Genomic DNA, 25,401 nt, shown 5'->3' with positions numbered 1-25,401 from the left:
CTTGTTGCGGGGGGTGCGGCGGGCGTTTCGGATCGTGGGGGCTTCTTCGAGATCTGCCGCGCCGCTGGTGGCGGGCTCTGCGTCAGGGGGCGGACCGGCGCCGTCGTTGCGGACGGTGGGCGCCTCCGAGAGGTCCGCGTCGTCGAGGTCGCCGGGGATGGTGAGCGCCTCGGGGAGATCCGTCGCGCCTGTTTCCCCTCGCACCGGGGCCACGGTGTCCGGTGTCGAGGCGTTCCGCGACGCCGTCGTGGGAGCCCCGCTGTCGGGAGCGGACGTGCCGGCGCCGGACTCCGTGCGGATGGGCGGCGGGGACGGTACCGGGGTGGGCGCACCGACGCCGGGGGTGGCCGGATCGTCGGGGACCGGTCCTGGCGACGGCACCGCGCCCGGTGTGACGGACCCGGAGGGCAGGTAGGTGGACTCGGCCGGGACGGGCCGGCGGTCGGGCTCGGCGTAGGGCAGGACGTCGTACAGGGTGACCGGGTGGTTCAGGGTGTCGGCGAGGGTCTGGGCCGGTGCCTGGCCGGCGGGGGTGTCGAGGCTGCCGTAGAGGACGAAACGTGCTGCGGGGCGGACGCCGGGGAGCACGGTGTTCCAGAGACGAGTCACGTCGTCGAGGGAGAGCGGTGGGGTGCCGGGGCTGCCGAGGACGAGCAGGAAGAGGTGCGGGTCGGTGGGGGCGGCCTCGACCGCGCGCTGGTGGTGGGCGGCCAGGGGGTCGTGGTCGGTGCGGCGCAGCCACATACCCGCCGGCACCGGTTGGGCGACGGTGTGCGCGCCGACCGGTCCGGTGCGGGTCGGCGCGGAGAACTCCCAGTGCGGTTTGGGGTAGCGCTGTGCCGCCGGCTCGGGGTCGCGGCCCGGCCGGAACCGCAGCCAGGCCGCGCCGTCGTCGCCCGGCACGAACAGTCCGCCGGTGAGGGTCGGGACGAGGTCGCCGTCGGGGGCGAGGACCTCGCGTTCGAGCCGTTCGGCGAGGAGCCGGCAGGCGGTGCGGATGTCGTCGCCGCTGCCCCGGCCGAAGACCAGGCGCGGGCTGCCGTACCGGGCGGACGACAGCAGCCGGGCCACCGCCTCCCACTCCGTGGCGAGGGCGTCGGCCGGCAGGTCCACCACGACGAGAGTGTGGAGCGGGTCCTCGGCGATCCCGGCCGCGAACGCGGCTGCCCGGTCGTCGTATCGGCCCTTGGGATGGATGAGCAGGGCGTCGCCCACGGGTGTCGAGCGAAGGCGGAGCCGGGCCATCGGGTTCAGCCCTTCGCGGCGGCGGCGCGGCTGAGTACCGGACCGTCGGGGACGAGGGCGAGGACGCCCGCCGGCAGCGTGAGCCGGCGCTTGGTCTCGCCGAAGCCGAGGGCCCGCGCGGCGTCGGTGTCGGCGATCCGGTACTTCAGACCCTGCTCGGTGATCAGGTACTCGGTCCGCCCGGCGTCCGGGACGGCCAGCACACCTCCGCCGGCCGGCAGGACGACTCCCCCGGTGCCGGGGGTGGCGACGGTGATCCGGGCCCGGCCGTCGGCGAGTTCCGTCATGCAGACGGTGCCGCCGTCCAGCGGGTGGACGCCGGTCAGGTCCGGCACCCGGCCGGTCGTGGCGTGCTCCGCCGATGCCGGGGCGACGGCGATGTCCGCCTGTCCGACCTCGCGTGCCGTCGGGGCACCGGGGCGGGCGGCGAGCAGGGCGTATTCGGTGGCGTTGACGAGGGCGAGCCCGTCGGACCGCATCACGTAGTAGTGCTCGGTGCCGCCCGTGGTGGTGCGGAAGACCTGGCCGACCTCGGTGCTCTGGCCGGCGACCTCGGCGGCCTTCTTCCCGGCGCCGGACGGCACGGGCGCGGCGAGCGCGGTGCCTGTGGGGACGGCGGCGAGCCAGTCGGCGGTCGCGGAGAGGGCCGTCTGGTCGTCCAGGCCGAGGGCGATCAGCGTCGGGGCGCCGGGGACCGGGTACTTGACGCCGCCCAGCAGCACGTACCGGGTGTTCCCGGGCCCGTCGAGCAGCACCTGGCGATCGGCGGGCAGCGCGGTGAGCGCGGCGGCGGAGCGTCCGAAGACGAGGCTCTGGCCCTTGTCGGCGGAGCCCTTCTCCTTCGTCCCTTTGACTCCCTCGGTCCCCGTGCCGTCCGCACCCTGCCCCGGCAGGCAGCGCGCCCATGCCCCGGTCGCCAGCGCGGAGACGGCCGGTACGGTGTCGGGCGCGCCCTGGATGCCGACGGGGGTGCCGTGCGGGACCCCGGCCAGGGACTTGGCGGACACCGTCTCGGGCGTGGTCCGCTCCCCGGCGATGAGCAGCGCGGAGGCGTAGTTGCGGACGGGGCGCAGCTCACCGTTGGCGTAGACGTAGCGGTTGCCGGTGTCCTCCTCCAGGACGATCGTCCCTTCCTTGCGCCAGGCGTCCTTGGCGGCGGGCGAGATCAGGCCGTACACCCCGTATCCGGCGCACAGCAGTACCACCAGGCCCACTCCGAAGACCGAGCCGAGCGCGGACCGCCGGGTGGGGCTGTCGCCCCGGCCGGGGTCGCCGCTGACAAGGGCGGAGGCGAGGCGCCCCATGGCGAACTGGTAGGCCTGCACATGATCGCGTCGTGTCTGCATCGGTGCCGCTCCTAGCCCGCGAGGCCGCGGAAGTAGGCGTACGCGTGCAGGACTTGGAGCAGCAGCGGCAGCAGGGCGACCGCCGAGACGATCTCCAGCAGATCGCCGAGATGCCCCCATACGGGCAGCAGTCGGGCCCGCGGGAGCCGCCAGGCTCCGACGAGCAGCAGCAGCGCGGCGGCCAGCAGCGCCGCGAGTACGGCGGCCCGGCCGACCGGGCCGGTGGGCGCGACCCGGACGATGAGGACGAGTCCCAGGCCGTAGGTGCCTGCCAGCACGGCCGGGACCCGCTGGAGGGTGCCGTTGGTGCCGCGTGCGCGGAGCAGGACGGCCAGGCTGAGGCAAAGGGGAAGGAGCCAGCCGGCCCAGCCGGGCTCACGGTCGGCGAGCAGCCAGAGCGCGACCGCCCACACCAGCGCGGAGGAGATGCCGATCGTGTCGAGGCAGGCGGTGGCGACGGAGACCCGGCCGGCCACCCGTTCGCCGGGCTCGGGCTCGATGTCGAGCTGGAGTTCCTCGGCGTCGTGCGGGAGTTGGGGCACGCGCAGTCGGGCGGTCCGCAGGGCCAGCCGGGGTGCGAGGTGGCCGAGGACGAACAGGCCCACCGCGACGACCGAGGCGGCCTGGACACCGTGCAGACCGGCGGTCTCGGCGAGGCCCGCCCCCAGCGCGGCGGCGAGCGCCGTGAGCAGGACGGTGCCGGGTACGACCAGGGGAAGGGCACCCAGTGCGAGCAGCCCGCCGGCCAGGGCGACGACGCAGCCGGCGGCCACGAGGACTCCTGTCGTGCCGGGGGCGAACCCGCCGGACGGGCCCTCGCGCAAGGTCGTCCCGGCCAGTGCGGCGAAGCCGAACGCGCCGACGCCGGCGACCAGCATGGCCCCCGGGTCCGCGTGCATCCGGGCGGCGCTCGCGCAGCCCGCGGCCAGCACCAGCGCGATCACCCCGGCGGTCGCCGCGGTGAGCGGGCCGGGACCCGCGCCGAGCAGCGCGGCGGCGAGCGCGGCCAGGGCCAGGCAGGACAGGGCGAGGCCGAGGTTCCGGGTGAGTTCGGGGCGCCAGCGGCCGGGCCCGGCGCCGACGGTGTGGGCGACACCGTCGGAGACGTCGTCGAAGTGCAGCGCGGGCAGTGCCGCGTCGGCCGGACGCAGGTGCAGGACGTCGCCGTCACGCAGCCCGGCACTCTCGGGGGTGGCCTCGGGATCGAGGGGGTCCTCGCCGAGCCGTTGCAGTGTCCAGGGGGTGCCCTGGGTGTCGGGGCCCGCGGCGGTGTGGCGCAGCAACAGCGGCAGAAGGGCGGAGACCGGGGTGGTGACGGGGACGGCGAGATCGGCCCTGCCGTCCGGTGCCTCCACGGTGAGGCGGCAGACCTCTGCGGTCCGGGCGGGCAGGGGTACGGCGGTGGTCATCGTGCTCCTGTGGGGAGGGGGGCCGCCGACACCAGGCCGGTCTGGACGAGCTGGACGGTGCGGCGGGTGACGAGCTGGGCGCGGCCCGCGGGCAGGGTGCGGGGCTTGGCCTCGCCGATGAACTTGCCCTCCTCCTTGGGGTAGGAGAACAGCAGCGCGGGGTTGCCCAGCTCCCACATCCGGCGGATCAGCGGGTCCATTACGGACCGCATGGCGCCGGAGGTGGACCGGGCGACGACCATGTGCAGTCCGATGTGGGCGCCCTGCGCGAGCAGCGGCACCAACGGCATCATCGGTGAGGGGGTGCCGGGCGCACCGGAGAAGAGGTCGTAGTCGTCGACGAGGACGAACAGCAGCGGACCGGTCCACCAGTCCCGCTTCTCCAGCTGCTCCGGAGAGACGTCCGGGCCGGGCTGTCGTTTGGCGACGGACACGGCGGCGCTGTCGGCGAGTTTGCCGAGCGCGTCGTTGTCGACCACGTATCCGACCCGGTACTCCTCGGGCACGTCCTTGAGCAGTCCGCGCCCGGGGTCGGCCAGCAGGATCCTGGCCTCCTCGGGCCGGTAGCGGGCGGTGATGGCGCGGATGGCCAGCCGCAGCGCATTGGTCTTGCCGGTCTCGCCGTCGCCGAAGACCAGCAGGTGCGGAGTGGCGCCGAAGTCGTGCCAGACGGGGGCGAGCCGCTGCTCGTCCCAGCCCACGCAGAACTTCAGGTCGCGGGTGTCCGCCGGGGCGGGCAGCCGGCGGGCGTCGAGCCTGGTCGGCAGCAGGCGCACACCGGAGGCCCGGGGGCCGGTCCAGAAGGTGTCGATCTCGGCGACCGCGGCCTTGGTGGCGGCCGTCAGGTCGTCGGTCCGCGAGGAGCTGTCGAGCCGGGGCAGCGCGGACAGGAAATGGTGTCCGGAGCTGGTCAGACCGCGTCCCGGCCGGTGCGGGACACCGGCCGCCGCACGGGAGCCGACCTCCGACTCCATCGAGTCACCGAGCCGCAGTTCGAGCTTGGTGCCGAGCATGTCCCGCAGCCGGGGCCGTACTTCGGACCAGCGCACCGCGGAGGCGACCACGTGCAGCCCGAACGACAGTCCGCGCGCGGCGAGTTCCATGATCCGCTGTTCCAGGTCCTCGTAGTCCTGGCGGAGTGTGGCCCAGCCGTCGACCACCAGGAACACGTCACCGAAGGGGTCGTCGATCGTGCCGTCCGCGCGCAGCGCCCGGTAGGCGGCCATCGACTCCAGGCCCCTGGTGGTGAACAACTGCTCGCGCTGTTCAAGGAGTTGGGTCAGTTCCTCGACGGTGCGCAGGACCCGGTCGCGTTCCAGCCGGGTGGCCACCGAGCCGACGTGCGGCAGTCCGGCGGTGGAGACCAGACCGCCGCCGCCGAAGTCGAGGCAGTAGAACTGGACTTCGGCGGGCGTGTGGGTCAGGGCCAGCGACAGCATCAGGGTGCGCAGCAGGGTGGACTTGCCGGTCTGCGGCGCGCCCACCAGACCGAGGTGGCCGTCGGCGCCCGACAGATCGGCTGTCAGCAGTTCGCGCAGCTGCTCGAACGGACGGTCCACCATGCCCAACGGGACGCGCAGCGCGCCCTGGACGCGGCGGTCGGCGGCGCCCATGCCGCGGTCCGGGTCGGGCACGATGCCGGGCAGCAGCTGGTCCAGGCCGGGCGACTCGGACAGCGGGGAGAGCCAGACCTGCCTGGCGGGCGGGCCACTGTCCTCCAGCCGCCCGACGAAGACCTCCAGCAGGCTGTCCTCACCGCCCTCACCGCCGTCCTCCTCGGGGCCCGTGCCGGCGCCCTGGTCGCGCAGGGCCTCCTCGGCGAGCGAGACCAGCCGGGCGGCCTCCTCCGCCTCACGGTCCGCGGCCGGCACACCGTGCCGCTCCAGTCCGAACGCGGTCACCTCACGGGCCGTGCCCGCCGGGTGTGCCGTCTCCTCCGGGCCGGCCGGCGCGGGCGCCGCTCCGGAGACGTAGGCGGCCTTGAACCGGACCAGATTGGTGGTGTCGACCTTGAGGTACCCGTTGCCCGGGGCGGACGGCAGTTCGTAGGCGCTGGAGGTGCCGATGACGCTGCGCGACTCCATCGAGGAGAAGGTGCGCAGGGCGAGCCGGTACGACAGGTGGCCCTCGACCCGGTGGATGCGGGACTCGTCCAACCTCTGCGAGGCCAGCAGCAGATGCACGCCCAGGCTGCGTCCGAGCCGCCCGATGGAGACGAACAGCTCCACGAACTCCGGCTTGCTGGCGAGGAGTTCGGAGAACTCGTCGACGATGACCAGCAGCGAGGGCAGCGGGGCGAGGGTGCTCGCCCCGGCGGCGCGCGCCTTCTCGTACTCGAAGAGCGAGGCGTATCCGGCTTCGCGCAGCAGTTCCTGACGGCGGATCATCTCGCCGTTGATGGAGTCCCGCATGCGGTCGACGAGGGGAAGTTCGTCGGCGAGGTTGGTGATGACGGCGGAGGTGTGCGGGAGCCGCTCCATGTTGAGGAAGGTGGCGCCGCCCTTGAAGTCCACCAGGACGAGGTTCAGGATCTCGGAGGAGTGGGTGGCGGCCAGGCCCGTGACGAGGGTGCGCAGCAGTTCGCTCTTGCCGGAGCCGGTGGCGCCGATGAGCAGTCCGTGCGGGCCCATACCGCCCTGAGCGGACTCCTTCAGGTCCAGTTCGACGATCTCGCCGTCCTCGGTGACCCCGATCGGCACCTTGAGGCGGGCGTCCTGGGCCAGCCGAGGTCGCCACTTGGCCGCGACCTCGAAGGCGTGTACGTCACGGATGCCGAGCAGGGTGGCGAGGTCGAAGTCGGACTCCAGTGGCCGGTCTACCAGGTCGACACCGCCGCCGGCGCGCATCGGGGCGAGGGCACGGGCCAGTTGCTCGGCCCCGACGGGACCGAGCCGGTCGGCCCGGCCGCTGACGTCCTCACTGCCACTGGGGAACCCGACCTGGCCGTCGCGGACCGTGAGCCGCAGCACCTTGGGTCCGCCGGTCATCGCACCGGTGAGGTCGAGAAGCACCACCCCCCGTATCCCGGCGCCCAACAGCCTTGAGGTCGCGGGGAGTTGTACGCCCTGGGCGACGATCACCGTGAACGGCTCGGCGACGCTCGGCGAGGAGGTGACGTCGTGGTCGGGGCGGTCGCGGACATCGGGCCCGAGCAGATCAAGGAGTTCGTCGTGGTCGCCCGCGGCCAGCCGCACCGCTCCGGCCGTGTCCTCCTCGGTCGGGTGGGCGTTGTGCGGCAGCCACTTGAGCCAGTCCCAGTCCGCGCGCGCGGCCTCGTCGCCCAGCACCGCGATCCGCAGTTCGTCCGGGGAGTGGAAGACCGCCAACTGCCCGAGCACCGCGCGGACTAGAGCCACCGCCTCCTCGGTACCGCCGGTGAACTCGACGCTGGTGAAGCGCTGGAGCGAGACGGGCACCGGAAGCAGGGGCACGGTCTGGTGGGCCTTGGTGAACCGGCGCAGCGAGATCGCGCACAGCGGTTCCAGGTCCTCGACCGGCTTGGTCTGCGGCGGCAGGAACTCCAGCGCGGCACGGCGGGTCGCGAGACCGATGCGGACCCGGCCGAAGTCCTCGTGTCCGGGCCTGCGTTCCCACAGCCGGGTGCCGGTCGCGAGGGCCCACAGGTCGGACGCCTCGGGGTTGTCCCAGAGCAGCGCGGCCCGCTGGTCGTCGGCAGCCCGCCGGGCCTGAACCCGCTTCTGGGCGAGGTAGCGCAGATAGTCCCGGCGTTCGGCGCGCATCCGGCGGCGCCGTTCCGCGCCGGGCCTGCCGATCTGGGTCAGCGTCATGCTGATCATGGCGACGCCCATCATGCCGGTCATCATGTACATGGACGTACCGCCGCTGCCGACCGAGAACATCAGCGCCATGGCCCCTGCGCCCAGGCCCATCGGCAGATACGTCATCACCGAGCCGAAGTCGGCGGTGGCCGGTTCGCCGAGCACCGGGGGCTCGGCGAGTTCCACCTGGCCCTCCGGCATCGGGGGACCTTCGGCACGCGGCGAGCGCTTGGCGACCACGGTGCTCAACGTGCTCTCTTCTCTGCTTCTTCCGGTGTTCCCGCAACGGGATCCACGACTGGATCCGCGCGTGGAGATTAGGCAGAGGGCCGCCCGCGCCCGCGTCCTACGGGGCGATGTCCGCCCCCGCGGGCAGCGAAGCCTGGCCGCAGGGGCAGCTTCGCCAAGTACACGCCAAGTCGGCCTCAAGACCGGCCGGTGACGATGGTCGCCCGCCCTTCCAGGGCGATGATCCACACCCGGAAGGAAAACAAGAACGTTGGGGACGATCTCGATCGCAGTCCTTGCCAGTGACCCGATCACCGGTGAGGGGGCCGTCTGGTGCCTGCGCAGGTATCCGGATCTGGCGGTACTGCCGCAGGAGGAACACCGGCACGCGGACGTGGCCCTCCTGATCACGCCGGACGTCACCGAGGACACCATGCTGCTCATGGAGTCGGTGACCGAGCGCTCCACCCGCCCCGGCATGGGGATGGTGCTGATCACCGGCCACATCGGCGAGGCCCACCTGCTGCGCGCGGTCCGGTACGGCCTGCGCAGTGTGATGTGGCGTCAGGACACCACGTACGACAAGGTCGTGGAGTCCGTGCGCGCGGTGGCCGAGGGCGGAGCGGCTCTGCCCCTCCCGGTGCAGGGGCAGCTCATCGACCACATCAAGGCGGTCCAGCGCGACGTGCTGGGGCCGCTGGGGCTGACCGCGTCCGGTCTGGAGACCCGCGAGGTCGATGTGCTGCGGCTGCTGGCCGAGGGGCTGGAGACGACGGAGATCGCCCAGAAGCTGAACTACTCCGAGCGCACCATCAAGAGCATCGTCAGCGTCATGATGAACCGGCTCGGCCTCCGCAACCGCACTCACGCGGTCGCCTACGCGCTGCGCTCGGGGACGCTGTAGTCGGTGGTACTCGGCCGGGGCGTACCCAACGACCCGGTCCCCCGGCCCGCAGGGGAAGAGTTTCCGGTCCTGCGGGGCAGAACCCGGCTTCCCCTGGCGGGTACCCGCGACCGGCGACCCTAAAGTCGCCCGCCGGGGAACATCGAGAACGCAGACGGGCAGGCAGACATGGAGCACACAGCGGGGCAGCCGGAGACACCGGAGGAGCCGGCCCTCTGGGAACGGCCGCTGCCGTGGCTGCGGGAGACCGAGCCGACGTCCGAGTCGGGGAACGCGTCGGCGCAGGAGCCCGCGCTCCCCTCCGAGGACGGCTCCGCCCCGGACGGCCAGACCGCTCCCGACGGCACACCTGCGCCCGCGACGGCTGCCGACCCCGCGTCGAGTACGGACGAGACTTCCTCCGCGCCGGGCACTTTGTTCCGGCCCAGGGCGAGGCGGTCGGACGACCCCACGCCGGCGCCCGCTCCGGAATCCACCCGTACGGCCGAGCCCGCCGCGCCGGGCGGACTGTTCCGCCCAAGGGCAGCACGATCGGACAGCCAGACGCCCGCTCCGGCATCCCCCGCCGCACCCGAACCCGCCGCATCCGGCGGACTGTTGCCCCCAAGCGCAGCACGGTCGGACAACCCAGCGCCCGCTCCAGCGTCCCCCGCCGCACCCGAACCCGCCGCATCCGGCGGACTGTTCCGCCCCCGGGCGGCACGGTCGGCCGATCCCACGCCCGCGTCGGCATCGGCTGCCGCCACTCCGGCCGGGCCCAGTACCGAGGAAGCATCGACCGCGCCGGGTTCTCTGTTCCGCCCGCGGACGACGGGGGCGGGTGACTCCGGCGGGCAGAACGGGACGGGCGCCGGGGACACGCGGCCGGAGCGGAGCGCGCGGGTCGTCGGGGTCGCGGTCGCCGGTTGTGCCCTGCTGGTTCTCGGCATCGGCAGCGCCGCGTTCATCGCCATGCCGGGCCACGACGACTCCGGTCCGCAGGCGGCGACCGTCGGCGACGGCGTCGTTCCCCAACTCACGGCTGGTGCTTCGGAGGGACCGACCGGCTCCCCGTCGGGCAGCGGCCGGCCGGCCCACCGTACGAAGGGGTCGAAAGCCGGCACGGACAAGGGCCCGCACACCGAGGGAAGTTCGTCCCCGGTGGCGGATGCCGCCCACCCCGGCAACGCGTCCGGCACCAAGGCGGCCCAGGCCACCGGCACTGACACCGGCAGCGGTGCCGGCACCGGCGGCACGACGACGAAGACTTCGACGCCGAAGCCCGCCGCTGCCGCCGTGGCCGGTGACGAGATCGTCGGTTACGCGTCCTCGAAGTGCGTCGAGGTGAGTGCCCGTTCCGGTGTGGACGGCTCCCCCCTGCGGCTTTGGGGATGTGACGGCAAGGCCTGGCAGAAGTGGGTCTTCAAGTCCGACGGCAGTGTGCGGTCCATGGGCCTGTGCCTGGACATCGCGAACGCCTCGAAGTCCGACGGCGCGGCCATCCAGTTGGCGACCTGCAACGGCGGCTGGGCCCAGCGCTTCAACCTCAACAGCTCCCACGATCTGGTCAACACCGTGATCGGCAAGTGCGTGGACGCCAAGGACCAGGGTACGGCCAACGGCACCCGGCTCCAGCTGTGGAGCTGCGGCGGGACGTCCAACCAGAAGTGGCACCTGGGCTGATCCCGGCTGCCGTCACATCACTTCCGGCCCACCCAGGTCCTGCGTGAACCCGACGACCCGCAGCGGCTGCCCGCTGTCGGAGTCGGCGATGTCCCGCGCGGGCGTGCGGTGCCGGATCCACGTCCAGCGCAGCAGCACGTCCACCATGGTCTCGGTGCCGGCCGAACGGCGTTCCGCGCGTACGTCCGTCACTGTCGCACCCCAGTCGCCAGTACCGCGTCCACGAATTCCTGCGGCGGCCGGTATCCGTGATCCGCCACATGGTGAACGACCGATGCCGGCGCCGCGTAGACACGGCCTTCGCCGCCCCGGACATGAACCTCTCCACTGCCGATGAACACATCGCGGAACCTGACGTTCTTACGTGCTTCCTGAAAGGTCGGGCAGAAGTCGCAGAGATGCGTGCCCCGGTAGGCGTTCACCGTGTCCTCGGCCAGTTCGAGGAGGGCTTCCACGAATCCCCCGGGGACGTCGCCGCGCGGGAGCTCGTGTCCCTCGGCGAGCCAGCCGATATTCAGCCGGGCCGCGCCGGAGTCCGTTCCCTCACCCGTCTCCTCCACGTCGTCCGAGTAGCCGTACGGGCTGAGCTCCTTGTGGGACGGCCGCGGTGCGGAGAGCGAGGCCAGATGCCGCCGCCCCGCCCGCGACGGTGGCCGACGGGGTGTCAGGGCGTGACGTCCACCAGGACTTTGCCGACCGCGCGGCTCTCGACCGCCCGGTGCGCGTCGGCGGCGCGGTCGAGGGGGAAGCGGAGCAGCGGCAGGCCGTGTTCCTCGCCGACCGGCAGCGCGCCGTCGCGCACTGCGGCGGCAACGTCCTGGGCGGCCGCCGCGCGTGCCTCCGCACCGGCTGTGAAGAGCACCAGGAACTGGAGGCGTGTGTTCAGCACCATGTTCTGCGGCACGTTCAGTTCGACCGGCTTGCCGCCGTCATTGGCGTAGGTCGAGATCGTGCCGCGGGTTCGCAGCACGGCCAGGTCCAGTGCGAGGTTGGTGCCGAGAGCCACCTCGGCGACGATGTCGACGCCGTCCGGGGTGATCTCGCGGATATCGGCGGCCGGGTCGCCCTCGCGGTAGTTGATCACGTGGTGGGCTCCGGCGGCGGTGGCCAGCCGGGCCTTCTCCGGGCCGCTGACTGTGGTGATCACGGTCGCGCCGGCCCATCGCGCGAGCTGGATCACCGCGTGCCCGACCGCCCCGGCCCCGCCCGCGGCGAGCACCACCTTCCCGTCGAGCGCCCCGGGCCGCAGCCGACGTGGCCCGTCCTCGGCGACGGTGAGCGCGCGGTGGGCGGTGAGCGCGGGGACTCCGAGTGCGGCACCCATGTCGAACCCGGCATCGTCGGGCAGTAGCACCGCCTGCTCGGCGGGGACGACGGTGAACTCGGCGGCGGTGCCGGTGGGCCGCCCGGCGGCGGCCAGGAACACCCAGACCCGCTGACCGACCCGGCTGTGGTCGACGCCCTCACCGACAGCGTCGATCGTGCCGGCGCCGTCGAGGTGCGGGGTGACCTCGGAGAAGTGCTTGGGATGGCCGGCACCGGAGCGCGCCTGCCCGTCGGCCGGGTTGACCCCGGACACGGACACCCGGACGCGAACCTCGCCGGGGCCGGGCACCGGCAGATCGCGGTCGACGAACTGGAGAACGTCGGGGGCGCCGTTGTCGCGGTAGATGATGGCCTTCATGATCCGTCCTTGGAGCCTGGTGGAGCAGGGTTTTCCTGCGTGGTCGGGCAGTTGGTCGGGGCCCGGCCCGGAGCGCGGTCGTGACCCGGCCGCGTTGATTCCCGTCAACCGATGGGCACTTCGCCGGAACGGGACTCGACGGCATCGAGAGCGGCGAGGGTCGCGGCGTCGAAGGTGATCTCCCCGGCCGCCGTGTTGGCCTCCAGGTGAGCGGCGTTGGCGGTGCCGGGGATGAGCAGCACGTTCGGAGCGTGGTGCAGCAGCCAGGCGAGGCCGACCTGGGAGGGCGTGACACCCAGGGACTCGGCCACGGTGAGCACCGCAGGCGCGTCCGTGACCTTGGGCAGACCGGGAAAGGCCCCGCCGAGCGGGAAGAACGGTACCCAGGCGATGCCCTCGGACGCGCACAGCCGCAGCAGGTCCTCGTCCTCGCGGGAGACGAGACTGTAGGCGTTCTGCACACACACGATGCCCGCCGGAAGGGCGCGTCGCAGGACGTCCAGAGTGACGCCGCTCAGACCGATCGCACCGATCTTTCCCTCGTCGCGCAGGGCGGTCATCACCGCGAGCTGGTCATCGAGGTCGACGACCTGGTCGCCCTCGGGACGCAGCCCGGGGCCGGAGTCGAGACGCCGCAGGTTGACCACCGGAAGCTGGTCGAGCCCGAGGCTGCGCAGGTTGTCCTCGACACTGGCGCGCAGCTGCTCGGGCCGCTGCGCCAGACGCAACGGCAGCGTCCCGCCCGGGTTGGGGTCGGCACCGACCTTCGTGACCACCAGGACGCCGTCCTGCGCGCGCAGCGCCTCGCGGATCACGTCGTTGGCGAAACCGAAGCCGTAGAACTCGGCCGTGTCGACGTGGTCGACGCCCAGCTCGACCGCGCGGCGCAGCAGCGCGACGGCCTCGCCGCGGCGGTCGTGCAGCCGCTCAAGCTGCAAGGCACCGTAGCCGATCCGGAAAACGGTGCGGGCGGCCAACAAAGCGTTCGCGGTATTCATGACGCGGTCTCCTCGGTCGGTGTCCGCAAGGCGGTGTACAGAAGTTCGGCCTGGTAGAGCGCCATCACCCGGTGGGCGATCGGGGCGGCGCTCTCCCGGGCCTCGACCGGCTCGTGGTGCTCGACCTTGACGAGCCACGCCGTGACGCAGTCGTGCAGCATCGCGCGCATCCGGTCGGTCATGTCGACGACGATGCCCTGGATGGCAGGGTTGGTGGTCGCCTCGCCCCAGGTCTGGACGCCGAGCCGGGCCCTGACCGGGTCGATCGCCGCGACGAGGCGGGCGAGCAGTTCGTCGGGGTCCGGCGGGGCCTCGCTCGCGGCGTGCTCGCCGAGGACCCTGGCGCGCTCGGCGAGATCCCCGCGGGCGACTGCCTGGACCAGGTCGGCCTTGTTGCGGAAGTGCGCGTAGATCGAGCCGGCCGAGAGGCCGGACTCGGCGGTGATGTCGGCGATCGAGGTCCGCTCCAGCCCGGTGCGGCTGAAACAACGGACGGCGGCCTCGGTGATCTGAGTACGCCGGAGTTCCTTGCGCGCGTCGGTGAGCCGAGGCATCACACCCCCACAAAAAGAATGACCATCTCTCTTGTTGAGGACTCTAACAGAATGGTGGTTCTGTATGTGGTGGGCGCGTCTCATACAGGCAGGACGACGGTCTCCGGGCCTCGGGCCACCCACGTGAGCGTGGACCGCGCCCAGGACGAGCAGCGCAACCGCCGCACAGCCGAACCCCACGCTCAACCAAGTGGCACCCGACGCCGGAAGGCCGACGCCGAAATGCCGGGGATTCGCCCCCGCCCACAGCCTCCGCGCCGGCTCGGGGAAGCACGCCACCGGCGGAAGAACCCATGCGGGACGGTGCGGGCACCCCTCTTTCACGTCACCGGGTTCGACGCCCGGGGTGGAGATGGACAGGATCGCGGACTCGATGTCGTTGCCCTCCATCGGGGCGAGCGCCGACTCGACGTCCCCGTGCGGAATGGGGCGTGTGGTGTCGGGGGACGTGCCGATGACGCCTTGGGAGGGGGTGCGGGTGCGGGGCCAGGTCGGTTCGCAGGTGGACGTGGTGGACGACGTCGATGTCCAAGTCCGATCCCCCCAGGGCGCCCGTGTCGCTGACGGCCAGCCGGTGGGTGAGCAGGGGAACACCGGGGATGCTCCCGACGATGTGTTCGCGGAGGGTTGCGAGGGCGGGTGGGGTGCCCCATAACCGCAGGTGGTATCCGAAGTACAGGAGGCCGCAGGGGCGAGTGCGTGGTTTTCCAGTGCCAGGAAGGCCCGAGTGAGCAGACCCGCCCGCCGGGGTGTGCCGACGGGATCGCGAGGGCTCATGTGCTTCACTCCGCGGCCGTGGGCGTCGGCCGGGTGAGTCCGGTCGGGGGCGGCACCCACGAACACGCCGAGTCCGTAGACCGAGCCGGAGCCGAGCCCGACCCGGCCCGGCCCGGCCCGGCCCGCGATCATGCGCAGTCGCGGGCTGCAGCCCGGCAGCGGGTGCGACCTCGCCCAGGACCCGTGAACACTGCAAGCGCACCAGATGCATACCCTCAGGGGGTAACGTGCGCCGGCCGATCGTCCGTCACGCACGGTGAAAGTGGGGCTCATGGAGACACGGACAGCGCGCAGGGGCGGTACCAGCCGTCCGCTACGTGTACGGGGCGTTCCTCGCGCTGGCCGTACTCGTCCACCATGAGTTATTCGGGATGTCCGGGATGTCCGGGACGGATGCCCCGCGGATGCCCCGCGGATGCGAGGTGCGCACCACATCGCCCGGGTAACGCATCCCCAACGACCACCCACAGGCCGCCGACGACCAGGGGTTCCTCGTCCGCGTCACGGGCAACGAAACGCTGATCACCCTGCTGGAGGGCGTCTCGGGCCGCACCCTGCGGGCCCGGATCTGGCGTGGTCTGGTGGACACCCGTGCGGCGGCTCGTACGCCGGCGGAACACGAGGCGATCCACGCTGCACTGGCCATACGTGACGCCGCGCCGTGCCATGCCGCGGCCCTGGTGCACGTCAGCAGCACCGAGCGGTGGCAGCGGGAGCACCTGGAGTCCACGGATGCCTTGCCGGTGGCGAGTCCCCCCGGATGAGGCCGGGGATTCCGCGCCGCCGCATCGGTGAGAGCGGGGCTGCCCGGACGGTTCTCCGTCCGGGCAGCCCTCCCCGGTTCACCGCCTTCACACCAGTGTCACTGGGCGGTGAAGGTCCACAGGAGATTGGTGCTGCTGCCGTAGCCCCACTGCTTGGTGACGGAGCCGGAGGCCACGTTCCCGCCGCCGTCCAGGACGAGGCCGGTGGTCCGGTTGGCGATGGTGCACATGCCCTCGCCGCGGTGGGTGACCGTCCACTGCTGGTTGGTGCTACCGTTCCACGCCGCTTGCTGGGCCGGGGAGCCGTTGGACGTGGCGCCCCAGCCGTCGGCGACCATGCCGTTGGTGCGGTTGACCAGTTTGTAGTAGCCGCCGCCGACCTCCACAAGCTGCCACTGGAGGTTGGGGCTGCCGTCCCAGGTGTACTGCTTGAGGTTGGATCCCGAGGTGACGTTTCCTCCGCTGTCCAAGGCCAGACCGTCGGTGACGTTGGTGATGCTGAAGTAGGTGGCCGGATTGAACTGCACCTTCAGGGAGGTGATCTGGTCGTTCTGGCCGGTGACCCTGAGGTCGGGGTTGTCGGCGGTGAAGGTCCAGGAGGTGCCGGTGAAGTTGTCACCGCTGTAGGCGACGATCTGGTTCCCGGCCGCCGGCCTCAGGGAGGAGATGCTCTGGGCGTCGAGCCCTGCCAGCTGCAACTGCTCGGATGTGTAGGTGCCGGGATCGAGCACCGCGTAGTTCGCGGAGTAGTTGACGTCCTGGTAGACCACGGCACCGACCGCTGGCCGCAGCGGGGGGATCTGGCCGGAGAAGCTGAGCTTGAGGGCGTAGGCGCCCGCGGTGTACGGCGCCGAGGAGGGCAGTGTCACGGTCAGCCCGGAGGAGTCCTGCGTCGGCGCGGCCAGGTTGATGTACGTGCCGGCGGTCGAGTCGAGCAGCTTCACCGACGTGAGTGAGGAGAGGCTGATGCGGTCCGAGCTCAGTGTCTTGATCTTGAGTGAGCTGCCGGGCCAGCCCAGCACGGTGGCGTACAGCACCGTGTTGCCCTTGCTGCGGGTGAAGCGGATGTCCTGCGCGGTGCCCACGAGCGGGGCGGTGAACGCGCCGCCGCCCATGCGGGTGGGGCCCTCGCCGTACTGCGTCCAGGCACGGGTCTCGTACATCGACTCCCCGAAGCGCTTCAGGTAGTCGCCGATGCCCAGCAGCACGTCCTTCTGCCCCTGGGGGATCGTTCCGTCGGCCATCGGCGCGATGTTCAGCAGCATGTTGCCGTTCTTGCTGACCCGGTCGATCAGGGAGTGCAGCATCTGCTGGATGCTGTAGTAGCCGATCCCTTGCGTGTAGCACCAACTGGAGCTGGAGATGCTGTCGTCGGTGAGCCAGTAGGGCGCGGTCCGGTCGGCCGGGCCGCCGCGCTCGTAGTCGAAGACCTCGCCGTGGCTGTTGAAGCCGTCCTTGTAGGTGGCGACGACCTCTTTGCCCCAGGAGTTGGCCTGGTTGTAGTAGTACGACAGGAAGTTCAGCCGCTGCGTCTCATCGACCTTGTCCAGGTCGAAGTCCTGCCAGAGGATGTCCGGCCGGGCATGGTCGACGACCTCCTTGAGCTTGTCGTACCAGAGCTGGTTCTCGGCGGTGGAGCCCAGTTGCCCGTAGAGCTTCTTCAGGCTGGGGTCGGTCTGGGCGGGTACGTGGTCGTAGTAGCCGTTGAAGTGATAGGCGTGGTGCATCGCCACCAGCAGCTTGAGGTTCTTGGCGCGGATCGCCGTGGTGAACAGCTTCAGCAGGTCGAGCTTGGGGCCCTTGGCGACGGAGTTCCACTCGTTCACCTGGGAGTCCCACATGGAGTATCCGTCGTGGTGTTCCGCGACCGGTCCGGCGTACCTCGCTCCGGCGTCGACGAACAGCTGGGCCCACTCGTCGGGGTCGAAGTTTCCTCCGGCGGACTTGAGTCCGGGCGCGAACTGGTTGAAGTGGCCCGCCTTGTCGTTCGCCCCGTTGATGAAGTTGTGGTACGGCCAGACGGCGGGGTCGCCGTAGGTGGCGACGTGGTGCGTGTTGGCGTTGCTCCCGCTGATGTACATGTTGCGGGGGTACCACTCGCTGTCGTAGGCGGGGACGCTGAAGACGCCCCAGTGGAAGTAGATGCCGAACTTGGCGTCCTGGAACCACTCTGGGGCGGGCGGGTGCTGGTTCACCGAACTCCATGCGGGTGTGTAGGTGCTGGGGGCGGCCTGCGCGGCGCCGGCGCCGAACACTCCCCCCGTGACGGCTGCGGCGGCCACGCAGGTGGCACCGGCCAGGAACTGACGCCTGTTGATCGAACTGGGCATGGGCCATCCCTGTGACGGACGAAGGCAGACGGGAGAGGTGGGACCGGCGCGACGGCCACCACCCGTTGCGCCGACCGTTACGGAAGAAGGTCCGTCATGTGTCCTCGCCATGTCAACGGGCGTGCAGGGATGAAAGCATGCTTTAACCTATGATTTTTTACCGATATAAGGTATCTGCTGCTATTTATTCGCCGCCAAACATACAATGTTTCGGGATCGGAAAAGGCTCCACCAGCTCGCACCAGGCACCATGCGACGGCGGCACACGCCAGCTGCGGACCCTGCGCGGCCGCCCCGGTATCATCGGCGCCACACTCGCCGCGCCGCCCCGGTCCCTCGCGCACCGGACCACACCGCGCGCTCACGGAAGGAGCCCACGTTGTCCCTGACCGACAGGGCCATCGGGCAGATCCGTGAGCTCATCCGCTCCGGTGCACTGCCGCCGGGCGCGAAGCTGCCACCGGAGCCGGAGCTCGCCGCCCAGCTGGGTCTCTCCCGCAACCTCGCCCGCGAGGCGGTCAAAGCACTGGCCGTGGCACGGGTGCTCGAGGTACGGCGGGGCGACGGCACCTACGTGACCAGCCTCCAGCCCAGACTGCTGCTGGAGGGACTCGGCGGTGCGGTGGAGCTGCTGCAGAGCGACACCGGTGCCCTGCTGGATCTCATGGAGGTCCGGCGGCTGCTCGAACCCCTCGCCACCGGACTGGCCGCCGCCAGGATCACCGATGAGCAACTGGCCGAGGTCAAGGGCCACTTGGACGCGATGCGGGAGGCGAGCGACGACGTCGAGCGGCTCAACGCCCACGACGCGGCCTTCCACCGCGCCGTCGTGGCAGCCACCGGCAACGAAAGCCTGCTCACCCTGCTCGAAGGCATCTCGGGTCGCACCCTGCGCGCCCGCATCTGGCGGGGCCAGCTGGACGACCAGTCCTCCGGGAGGACCCTCGCCGAGCACGAGGCGATCTACAAAGCCCTCCTCACCCGCGACACCGCAGTGAGCCAGGCAGCGGCCCTGCTCCACATCAGCAACACCGAGCACTGGCTCCGCGAGCACCTGCGGTCAACCACCGCACAGGCATAGCGGACGCGGGCCGGTCCCCGGCCGGGATAGGCGCCCTGCGTGGCCGCTCCCGTCAGTTCATCAGGCGCCAGTGCTGGTTCGTGCCACCCGTGCAGGTCCACAGCTGGACCTTCGCCCCGTTGCCGGTTGCCTGGCCGCCGGTGTCCAGGCACAGTCCGGACTCTGCCACCGTGATCGCGCCGTCGGCATTGACGACCTTCCACTGCTGGTCCGCCTGCCCGCTGGCCGGCGACACAGTCGGCCGAGCCCTTGACATGCGTGGTGGGCGCGGGCGGTTTGTTTCGGCCGGGTGCTGCGACGAAATGCGCATGTGGCCTGCGGCGACGAAGACAGCAGAGTGCGTGTGCCTCGCGGACCGAGGATCTGCAGGCAGCCTGCTCCCCGCCACAGCCCGGTGGTCTTCTTCGGCTACGGCTACGGCTACGCACTCGCCCCAGCCTTGCGCGTAGGTAAGTACGCGCACTCATGCCCTGCACCCACCGCTCACGTGACGATACGGGCAAGACCACGCACGCCGGGCCGCACCGGCAGACCAGGGAGCCAACAGCACGTGCTCAGCGCCTTCGCCCGTACCGTCGTCCCCTTCCTCGGCCACCTGACAGTGACCACCGCAACGTCTCGTGCCATCGCGCCCGGCAGCATCGTCGCCCCCAACCACACCGCCCTCGCCGACCCCGCACTCGTCCTGGCCGCGCTGCACCGCCTGGGCACCGAACCCGTCGTCCTGGCCACCGCAGGGCTGTGGAGGATCCCGGTCCTCGGCAGCCGCCTCACTCGCGAGGGCCACATACCGGTTCACCGGGGCAGCCGCAGCGCGGCGGCAGCACTGGACCTGGCGGCCGAGGCGCTCGCAGCCGGCCGGGTCGTGGTGCTCTATCCCGAAGGCGGACTCCCGCGGCGCCAAGACTCCACCGACCGCGAACCCGGCACCTTCCGCACCGGACTGGCCCGCCTCGCACTCGCCACCGGCGCCCCCGTGGTCCCCCTCGGGCACGCCGGAGCCCGCCGGATCGTCTCCGGCAGCCGGCTCAAACAGCTCAGCGGCATCGCCACCGCGCCCCTGCGCCGCCCCGACCTGCACGTCCACCTCGGCGAACCCTTCCATCTCACCGGCGACGTGAGCGAGGCCACCGCACACGCCCGCACGGCCGTGCACGAAGCGTGGCGTCGGGCCGTCAGCCACCTGCCGTCCGTCTTGCCCGCGTGAGTCCGACTCGGTGCCTGGCCATCGGCCAGGCAGAGCCCACATCCTCCACGCCCTCGGGTGGTCACGCCGTCCCACGATGTACGGCCGTTGGCACTCGCTGTGGCCCGCCACGTGGCAGCCGGTCACACGCGTCCCGGCCGCCAGCTCGGCTATGTGCCGGCCGACTTCAGAAAGCGCTGTGCATCCACCACAGGGGTGTTGAGATGCGGTCCGGCCTCCGCCCTCAGCCGTCGATGCGGTACGAGCCCGCTCGCTCCCGGCAATCCCGGTAGGTCGCATCGCCAGAGGCGGAACGGGGAGCGCCACGCACAACAGGTCGGTACCAGGGCCTGGACGCCCGGAGAGGCCCTTGTCGCGCCTGATCGACCGCCAGTGCGAGACGCATCGCATTCCGACCGGCGGCAGATTCCGGGTGTGCCCGGTCCAGGAGAGTGAGGGCACTGTGGCACAGAGAGGAACACGGGGCCGTACGCCGAGACGGCGGCCCGCCTGCGGCAGCTCGCCGAGGGGTGTACCGACCGCGAGACAGCCCGCGCGTTGTTCCTGAGCGAGATCACCGTGACGTCACATCCGTGCCGGATCGTCCACAGCCCGGACGTCCGGGCACGCACGGCGGCCGTCTCCGAGGCCGCCGAACTGCTGCTGCTGGAACAGCAGTTGGCCCGGGTCGGCGCTGCTGCGCCGAGCATCCGGCGGAGGTCCCGCTGGTCCGGGACGGATTGGGAGCGCCGGTGCTCAGGGAGAGATGTCGGCTCCGGGTGTGGTCGGCGGCGCGTCCGGCTGCTGGGGTTCGGCATGTTCCCCGGGTCCGGGGCGCATGACGGGCAGGGTGAGTCGTGCGAGGTTCGTAGGGGCGCGCTCGGTGTGGCCCGGTGTCAGGACGAGGATCTCGTCGTCGGCGTTCCACACGCGCCGTTCGGACTTGCCGGGGCACAGGTGGACGGTTCCGTGGGGGCGGGGCGAGTGCGGGACGTGAGCGCGGTAGCCGATCGTGTACTCGCCGTTCCGCATCGCCGCCGCGACGACCGTGGCGAAGGACGCCTCGCGGCCGGGCCGGACATAGTGGGCGGCCGGGCGCAGGGCGAGCGCTCCGCCGCGTGCGGCGAAGATCTCCTCGAACACGGCGGCCAGTTCGGGGGTATGGACGATCTGGGCCATCAGCAGGGCGGTGAGTTCTCCCGCGACAACGGCGTCACCGGCCGGGCCGAGCGGGGCGAGTGTCCGGCTGCGGTGCTCGCGCATCTCGGCCACCACGGGGAGCACCCGGGACGTCTCCTCCTCCCAGGAGCGCAGGTTCAGCATGGTCAACAGCGTCCGGTCGTCGGCCCGTTCGGGATCCGTGCCCGCCTGCTGGTCGACGCCCAGGGCGATGGCACAGTCGTAGGCGGAGAGATCGAGGCCGGTGAGGGTTTCGGGGGCGCACGGGTCGCCGGGACGGTGGGTGAGCCGCAGGGGTGAGGAGTCCGTCGGCGGTCGGACGCAGGGTGGTGCGAGGCCGGTCACCAGGTCGAGCGTGGAGCCCGGACGGGCGGTCCGGCGCAGGGTGTCGACGATCAGCGGGGCACGACGGTTCCAGCCCAACAGCAGGAGCCGGTAAGGGCGTTCGGGCGCCGGCCGGGTACGGGCCGCTGCCGTGGGGTCGACCGGCGCGCGGTGCGCGCTGAGGGGCGGAGGGCCGTCGTCGTGGGCGACAGTCACCAGCCGGTCCCCCGCCACCAGCACGGTACCCGGCGGAGGGGTGAGCAGCGGGCGGCCGTCGGCCCGCAGGAGCCCTACGGCGCTGGACGTCTCCAGGCGCAGCGCCACCTCTCCGAAGGACAGTCCCGCCGCCTGCGGGATGTCGACGATGTGGAACTCGGCTCCGGAGAAGTCCAGGAGGTCCCGCAGTACCCCCGACATCCCGGGATGCCTGGCGCACTGCACGAGCAGCCGCGCGGTGGACTGGTCGGTCCCGAGGACCGTGCCACGCGGCCCCATGGCGAGTCTCGCGGCCGGGACCCAGCGTCCGTCGTGTACGGCGGCCACCACTCGCGGGCCGGCGTCCGTGCCGAGCACGGTCCGCAATGCCAGCAGAATCCGTACGACCCCCAGGTCGCCGTCGAGGCCTTCGGCCTGCAGCACCACCACCGCCCGGGCCGCGCCCAGGCTGACCAGCCGCAGAGTGTCGGGGTCGGACGGCACTCCGGTGCGGCACTCCAGGCGGACGCCGTCGGTGACACCGAGGGTGGCTGTCAGCGCTCTCTCCATGGCGGCCGGGTCCCGGTCCGCGAGCACGGTGATCACCTGCCGGTCGTCCGCCGCGCGGGCGCCGATCAGCTCTTGGACCACGGTGAACACCTGGTCGGACCAGCCGAGCACGAGGGTGTGGCCACGTTCCACGACCCGGGAGCGCCCTCGCCGCAGCTCCGCGAGCCGGTCGCCGAGGCCCGTGGTGACGACTCCGACGACCGTCGACACGCACAGCAGGGCGATCAGGCCGAGCAGTACGGACAGCAGCATCCGCAGCGGAGCGCCGGTGGCCACGCCCAGCCGCAGGGTCTCCGCGCTGGTGCGCCACACCTGGGTGAGCCGACCGGACAGCGAATGCGGTGCGTTGGGGTCCGTCCACACCAGCAGGGTGCTCACGGGCACGACCACCGCCAGACAGCACAGGGCCAGCCACCCCAGCAGAGCGCCTGTGCTGCGCGCGAGTGTCCTGTCGAACAGATACCTCGTGCGGTGGCGTAACGGGCTCCGCTCCTGCCGCCGTTCCACATCGACCCCCTGAACTCGGTACACCTCCGGGAATCGAAGCGTGCCGGGCCCGGCGTCCGAGACACGCCGTTCCATCAGGAGTTTCATACTTTCGGGCAACGGCACCGGCTGAAACCTGGTCCGGCCCGGCCACGGGGCCGACGGCAGCGGGCCTGGGGTCCATCCCCGAGGGGAAGCCGCAGCGGTGCGGGGGCGCGGCCTCGCCGACCGCTCACGAGGTGTACGGCGCGTTCAGGACACTGCTCGCCGCCGTCCTCGCAACCCTCCGATCACGGCTGTTGCACAATGTGAAATTTTGCGTCGCAGACATGGTGCGCGATGGCGCGCGCCCCTTGTCTTCCCCTCTCAACAGACCAGTCCTGACCGGACGAACCGCGCTCCCACGACCGGGACACCGATATTCCGCGCGCGGACCCGGTGCCTCCCTCGGTCCAGTGGCGACGGCACCGCCGCAGCCGACGCCTCGGCCACCCAGACCAAGAACCTCACGGCCGGCTGGTCGACGATCTACCTGACCCCATCGTGGATGCAGCAGACACTCAAGCAGCTGCTCTAGGGCCACGTGCACAGGCTGAAGTCGAGCGGCGAGGTGTCCTCGCTGAACCCGGCGCTGGAGCAGGCCGTCGCCGAGCGGGAGGGCGTGGCCGTCACGCAGACCATCGACGTGGCGCTGTCCGAGATCACCGACAGCAACCTCTCCCGTACACCAAGCCCGACCAGCCCGCCGACTCCTACCCGATCAACAGCGTCGCGCAGTTGGACCGCTGCCGAGCGTGGAGAAGGTGTCCAAGTCGTTCGCGGGTAACCGGGAGGTCCACGGTCCTCTCGCTCCTCACCGGGATCAGCGGATGTGGGACCGCAGAGGCATCCGGAATCGGCCCCGCATCCGACGTCGGGCATCTCTCGGCGGATCAGCTGTAGCAGCGCGAGCCGATGTCGATGCGGATACCGGTCACATTGCCGTAGCCCCGGATCCGCAGAGCGGCCTGGCGCCCCGGTTCGACGCAGCTGGTGTGTCCGCTGCTGTAGAGGAAGTACGCGGCACCGTCCTGCCGGGCGTTGTACGCGTACGTGACATCGCCACGGCTGAAGGTCTGCCAGTAGCGAGTGACGTCCCTGTAGTTGCCCACCTTCACCTGGCGGGCGTTGTAGACACAGACATACGGATGCCCGCAGCCGGTCAGTGTCGAGGCCGAGGCGTGAGCGGCCGTTCCGGCGACCAGGCCGACCCCCATGAACACACCGGCGGACGCACACAGCACGGCGAACCGTTGCGCAAGACGATGACGCATCATGCTCTTTTCCCCCTCGTCGTACGTGAAGGGCGAGTTCATCAGTACGCGGCCACGAACAGGAGGGCGCGTGGAGGTGGTTCGGACGTGTGAGCATGTGTTGCGGCCCGGCTCAGCGCCCCTCTGAACACCCCTGCCGTACAGAAGGTGCTGACGGTTCGTCCCCGGTCCTGAGAGACAGGGGGGACACGCAGTGCGCGTTCGTCGGTGGTTCAGTCGGCTGCCCGGTACGCGGTCAGCACGCCACCCCGCTCACGGTGCCGGGCGGGCGTCCTGCCGATCCGATCGGTCTCGGTTGTCCCGGTCTGTGGCTGCTGGGCGAGGGGAACAGGTCCGCGAAGTCCGCAGCCGGACACATGTTCACGCCTCCGTGCAACCCGCGCGCCCTTACGGCGGTGTTACTCACGGAAGTTCGCGCTCACCGACCGGAGCGCGCAGCTCGGCATGAAGGAAACGGGGAAACGGGGTGTGCGTATGACCAGCCCTTGTACGCCTGCCGCCTCTGGGCGAGAGGCTGCGGACAGAGCGGACCGGGAGGCTGCCGACAGGATGAGAACAGGCCTGGAGGAGGATCCTCCCGAGCAGAACGTCGACGTGGGTGACTTCGAGGCGTACGCGCGCGCCCGCTGGTCGTGGATGCTGCGCTTCGCCTATCTGCTGACCTACGGCGACCACCACGAGGCGGAGGATCTCGTCCAGACCACACTCGCCAAGGTCTACCTGCGCTGGGATCACGTACGCACCCTCGGAGCACCCGACCGTTACGTCCGCCGCGCGCTGATCAACAACAACACGACGCGACAGCGCAGACGACGGGTCGTACAGCTCCTCACTCCGCACCTCACCGATCCGCGGACACCCGCCGATCACATCAGCGACCACGACAGCTACGACACCCGCACCGAACTGCTGGCCGCGCTCGCCACCCTCCCGCCCCGCCAACGCGCCGTCGTCGTGCTGCGCTACTGGGAATGCCTGGGTGAGCAGGAGACCGCGGACGTCCTCGGCTGCTCGGCCGGCAACGTAAAGAGCCAGGCGAGCCGAGCCCTGAAGAAACTGCGACACTGCGCGGTCCTGTCCGACTACGCCGCGACAGCGGCACAGAGCTGAAGGGGAAAGGGCACACAGCATGACGACCGACATGTCACCGCAGCCGCCGGTACCCGAACTGTGGCAGGCACTCGACGAAGCCGCGCACGGCTGCGCCCCGCCGTCGTTTCCCCACGAACGGATCATGCGACGCAGCCGGAGCATCGCACGACGACGACGGTGGGCGGCGGCCACCCTCGGCGCAGCCCTGCTGGTTCCCGTGGGCATCGAGATCGCGGCCCTGTCCGAGCCGACCGCCTCGCACAGCGTCACCAGTACGGACCCCACCCCCGCGCAC

The 25,401-nt window shown here is 71.3% G+C and carries 18 protein-coding genes and 3 pseudogenes; 7 read left to right on the top strand and 14 right to left on the bottom strand.

Going from position 1 to position 25,401, the window contains the following annotated elements:
* The 4 genes and pseudogenes from JHN45_RS34995 to eccCa all read right to left on the bottom strand — a co-directional run.
* Positions 1-1,245: pseudogene (locus JHN45_RS34995) on the bottom strand (hypothetical protein); the annotation flags it as partial.
* A 5-nt stretch (positions 1,246-1,250) separates the two neighbouring features.
* Positions 1,251-2,591 (bottom strand): type VII secretion protein EccB, encoded by a 1,341-nt coding sequence (gene eccB / locus JHN45_RS34990; RefSeq protein ID WP_201053205.1) that lies wholly within the window; start codon positions 2,589-2,591, stop codon positions 1,251-1,253.
* A gap of 11 nt (positions 2,592-2,602) precedes the next feature.
* A complete protein-coding gene (gene eccD, locus JHN45_RS34985) occupies positions 2,603-4,000 on the bottom strand; it encodes a type VII secretion integral membrane protein EccD (protein ID WP_201053203.1) in 1,398 nt (465 codons plus the stop codon).
* A complete protein-coding gene (gene eccCa, locus JHN45_RS34980) occupies positions 3,997-8,028 on the bottom strand; it encodes a type VII secretion protein EccCa (RefSeq protein WP_201053201.1) in 4,032 nt (1,343 codons plus the stop codon). Before eccCa ends, eccD begins: the two co-directional genes overlap by 4 nt.
* Before the next feature lie 250 nt (positions 8,029-8,278).
* Here eccCa and JHN45_RS34975 point away from each other — a divergent pair, with 250 nt between their 5' ends.
* Positions 8,279-8,911, top strand: a complete 633-nt coding sequence (locus JHN45_RS34975) for a response regulator transcription factor (RefSeq protein WP_201053198.1) — start codon at positions 8,279-8,281, stop codon at positions 8,909-8,911.
* Positions 8,912-9,079: 168 nt separating this feature from the next.
* The gene (locus JHN45_RS34970; protein WP_201053196.1) at positions 9,080-10,573 is read left to right on the top strand and encodes a ricin-type beta-trefoil lectin domain protein; all 1,494 of its coding nucleotides are present in this window, start codon (positions 9,080-9,082) and stop codon (positions 10,571-10,573) included.
* Between the two features lie 12 nt (positions 10,574-10,585).
* Here JHN45_RS34970 and JHN45_RS34965 read toward each other — a convergent pair whose 3' ends face one another.
* The 5 genes from JHN45_RS34965 to JHN45_RS34945 form a co-directional block, all read right to left on the bottom strand.
* Complete coding sequence (locus JHN45_RS34965) at positions 10,586-10,765, bottom strand: hypothetical protein (protein ID WP_201053209.1); 180 nt, start codon at positions 10,763-10,765, stop codon at positions 10,586-10,588.
* Positions 10,762-11,133, bottom strand: a complete 372-nt coding sequence (locus JHN45_RS34960; protein WP_201053194.1) for a hypothetical protein — start codon at positions 11,131-11,133, stop codon at positions 10,762-10,764. The genes JHN45_RS34965 and JHN45_RS34960 overlap by 4 nt, the downstream gene beginning before the upstream one ends.
* A gap of 104 nt (positions 11,134-11,237) precedes the next feature.
* Positions 11,238-12,257 (bottom strand): NADPH:quinone reductase, encoded by a 1,020-nt coding sequence (locus JHN45_RS34955; protein WP_201053193.1) that lies wholly within the window; start codon positions 12,255-12,257, stop codon positions 11,238-11,240.
* Positions 12,258-12,361: 104 nt separating this feature from the next.
* A complete protein-coding gene (locus JHN45_RS34950) occupies positions 12,362-13,255 on the bottom strand; it encodes an aldo/keto reductase (protein ID WP_201053191.1) in 894 nt (297 codons plus the stop codon).
* Positions 13,252-13,809, bottom strand: a complete 558-nt coding sequence (locus JHN45_RS34945) for a TetR/AcrR family transcriptional regulator (RefSeq protein ID WP_201053189.1) — start codon at positions 13,807-13,809, stop codon at positions 13,252-13,254. The genes JHN45_RS34950 and JHN45_RS34945 overlap by 4 nt, the downstream gene beginning before the upstream one ends.
* Before the next feature lie 1,268 nt (positions 13,810-15,077).
* Between JHN45_RS34945 and JHN45_RS34940 the strand changes: the two are divergent.
* Positions 15,078-15,350 (top strand): annotated as a pseudogene (locus JHN45_RS34940) (FCD domain-containing protein); the annotation flags it as partial.
* Positions 15,351-15,448: 98 nt separating this feature from the next.
* On the opposite strand, the gene JHN45_RS34935 reads toward JHN45_RS34940, so the two are convergent.
* On the bottom strand, positions 15,449-17,680 hold the full coding sequence (locus JHN45_RS34935) for an alpha-L-fucosidase (RefSeq protein ID WP_201053187.1): 2,232 nt from the start codon (positions 17,678-17,680) through the stop codon (positions 15,449-15,451).
* A 379-nt stretch (positions 17,681-18,059) separates the two neighbouring features.
* Here JHN45_RS34935 and JHN45_RS34930 point away from each other — a divergent pair, with 379 nt between their 5' ends.
* Positions 18,060-18,761: a FadR/GntR family transcriptional regulator gene (locus tag JHN45_RS34930; RefSeq protein ID WP_201053185.1), complete on the top strand. Its 702-nt coding sequence runs from the start codon at positions 18,060-18,062 to the stop codon at positions 18,759-18,761.
* Positions 18,762-18,813: 52 nt separating this feature from the next.
* On the opposite strand, the pseudogene JHN45_RS34925 reads toward JHN45_RS34930, so the two are convergent.
* A pseudogene (locus JHN45_RS34925) lies at positions 18,814-18,990 on the bottom strand (RICIN domain-containing protein); the annotation flags it as partial.
* 321 nt (positions 18,991-19,311) lie between these two features.
* Here JHN45_RS34925 and JHN45_RS34920 point away from each other — a divergent pair.
* Positions 19,312-19,968, top strand: a complete 657-nt coding sequence (locus JHN45_RS34920; protein ID WP_201053181.1) for a 1-acyl-sn-glycerol-3-phosphate acyltransferase — start codon at positions 19,312-19,314, stop codon at positions 19,966-19,968.
* A gap of 735 nt (positions 19,969-20,703) precedes the next feature.
* On the opposite strand, the gene JHN45_RS34915 is transcribed toward JHN45_RS34920, so the two are convergent.
* The 3 genes from JHN45_RS34915 to JHN45_RS34905 form a co-directional block, all read right to left on the bottom strand.
* Complete coding sequence (locus JHN45_RS34915; protein ID WP_201053179.1) at positions 20,704-22,797, bottom strand: NAD-binding lipoprotein; 2,094 nt, start codon at positions 22,795-22,797, stop codon at positions 20,704-20,706.
* Between the two features lie 477 nt (positions 22,798-23,274).
* Complete coding sequence (locus tag JHN45_RS54185) at positions 23,275-23,406, bottom strand: hypothetical protein (RefSeq protein ID WP_268982441.1); 132 nt, start codon at positions 23,404-23,406, stop codon at positions 23,275-23,277.
* Between the two features lie 227 nt (positions 23,407-23,633).
* On the bottom strand, positions 23,634-24,017 hold the full coding sequence (locus tag JHN45_RS34905) for a hypothetical protein (RefSeq protein WP_201053173.1): 384 nt from the start codon (positions 24,015-24,017) through the stop codon (positions 23,634-23,636).
* 546 nt (positions 24,018-24,563) lie between these two features.
* On the opposite strand from JHN45_RS34905, the gene JHN45_RS34900 reads away from it, so the two are divergent.
* Together JHN45_RS34900 and JHN45_RS34895 are read left to right on the top strand one after the other, a co-directional pair.
* The gene (locus JHN45_RS34900; RefSeq protein WP_201053166.1) at positions 24,564-25,124 is read left to right on the top strand and encodes a SigE family RNA polymerase sigma factor; all 561 of its coding nucleotides are present in this window, start codon (positions 24,564-24,566) and stop codon (positions 25,122-25,124) included.
* Positions 25,125-25,143: 19 nt separating this feature from the next.
* A partial coding sequence (locus tag JHN45_RS34895) for a hypothetical protein (RefSeq protein ID WP_201053164.1) occupies positions 25,144-25,401 on the top strand: 258 nt, incomplete at its 3' end.

It is taken from the genome of Streptomyces sp. MBT53 (assembly GCF_016654115.1).
Classification (GTDB): Bacteria; Actinomycetota; Actinomycetes; order Streptomycetales; family Streptomycetaceae; genus Streptomyces.
Note: the sequence above shows the minus strand (reverse complement) of the source record. Positions and strands in the feature narration are given on the sequence as shown.

Coding starts and splice junctions, on each gene's coding strand:
- JHN45_RS34945 (WP_201053189.1), bottom strand. CDS start 13,809: ATGCCTCGGCTCACCGACGCGCGCAAGGAACTCCGGCGTACTCAGATC.
- eccB (WP_201053205.1), bottom strand. CDS start 2,591: ATGCAGACACGACGCGATCATGTGCAGGCCTACCAGTTCGCCATGGGG.
- eccD (WP_201053203.1), bottom strand. CDS start 4,000: ATGACCACCGCCGTACCCCTGCCCGCCCGGACCGCAGAGGTCTGCCGC.
- JHN45_RS34950 (WP_201053191.1), bottom strand. CDS start 13,255: ATGAATACCGCGAACGCTTTGTTGGCCGCCCGCACCGTTTTCCGGATC.
- JHN45_RS34935 (WP_201053187.1), bottom strand. CDS start 17,680: ATGCCCAGTTCGATCAACAGGCGTCAGTTCCTGGCCGGTGCCACCTGC.
- JHN45_RS34955 (WP_201053193.1), bottom strand. CDS start 12,257: ATGAAGGCCATCATCTACCGCGACAACGGCGCCCCCGACGTTCTCCAG.
- JHN45_RS34970 (WP_201053196.1), top strand. CDS start 9,080: ATGGAGCACACAGCGGGGCAGCCGGAGACACCGGAGGAGCCGGCCCTC.
- JHN45_RS34905 (WP_201053173.1), bottom strand. CDS start 24,017: ATGATGCGTCATCGTCTTGCGCAACGGTTCGCCGTGCTGTGTGCGTCC.
- JHN45_RS34900 (WP_201053166.1), top strand. CDS start 24,564: ATGAGAACAGGCCTGGAGGAGGATCCTCCCGAGCAGAACGTCGACGTG.
- JHN45_RS34915 (WP_201053179.1), bottom strand. CDS start 22,797: ATGGAACGGCGTGTCTCGGACGCCGGGCCCGGCACGCTTCGATTCCCG.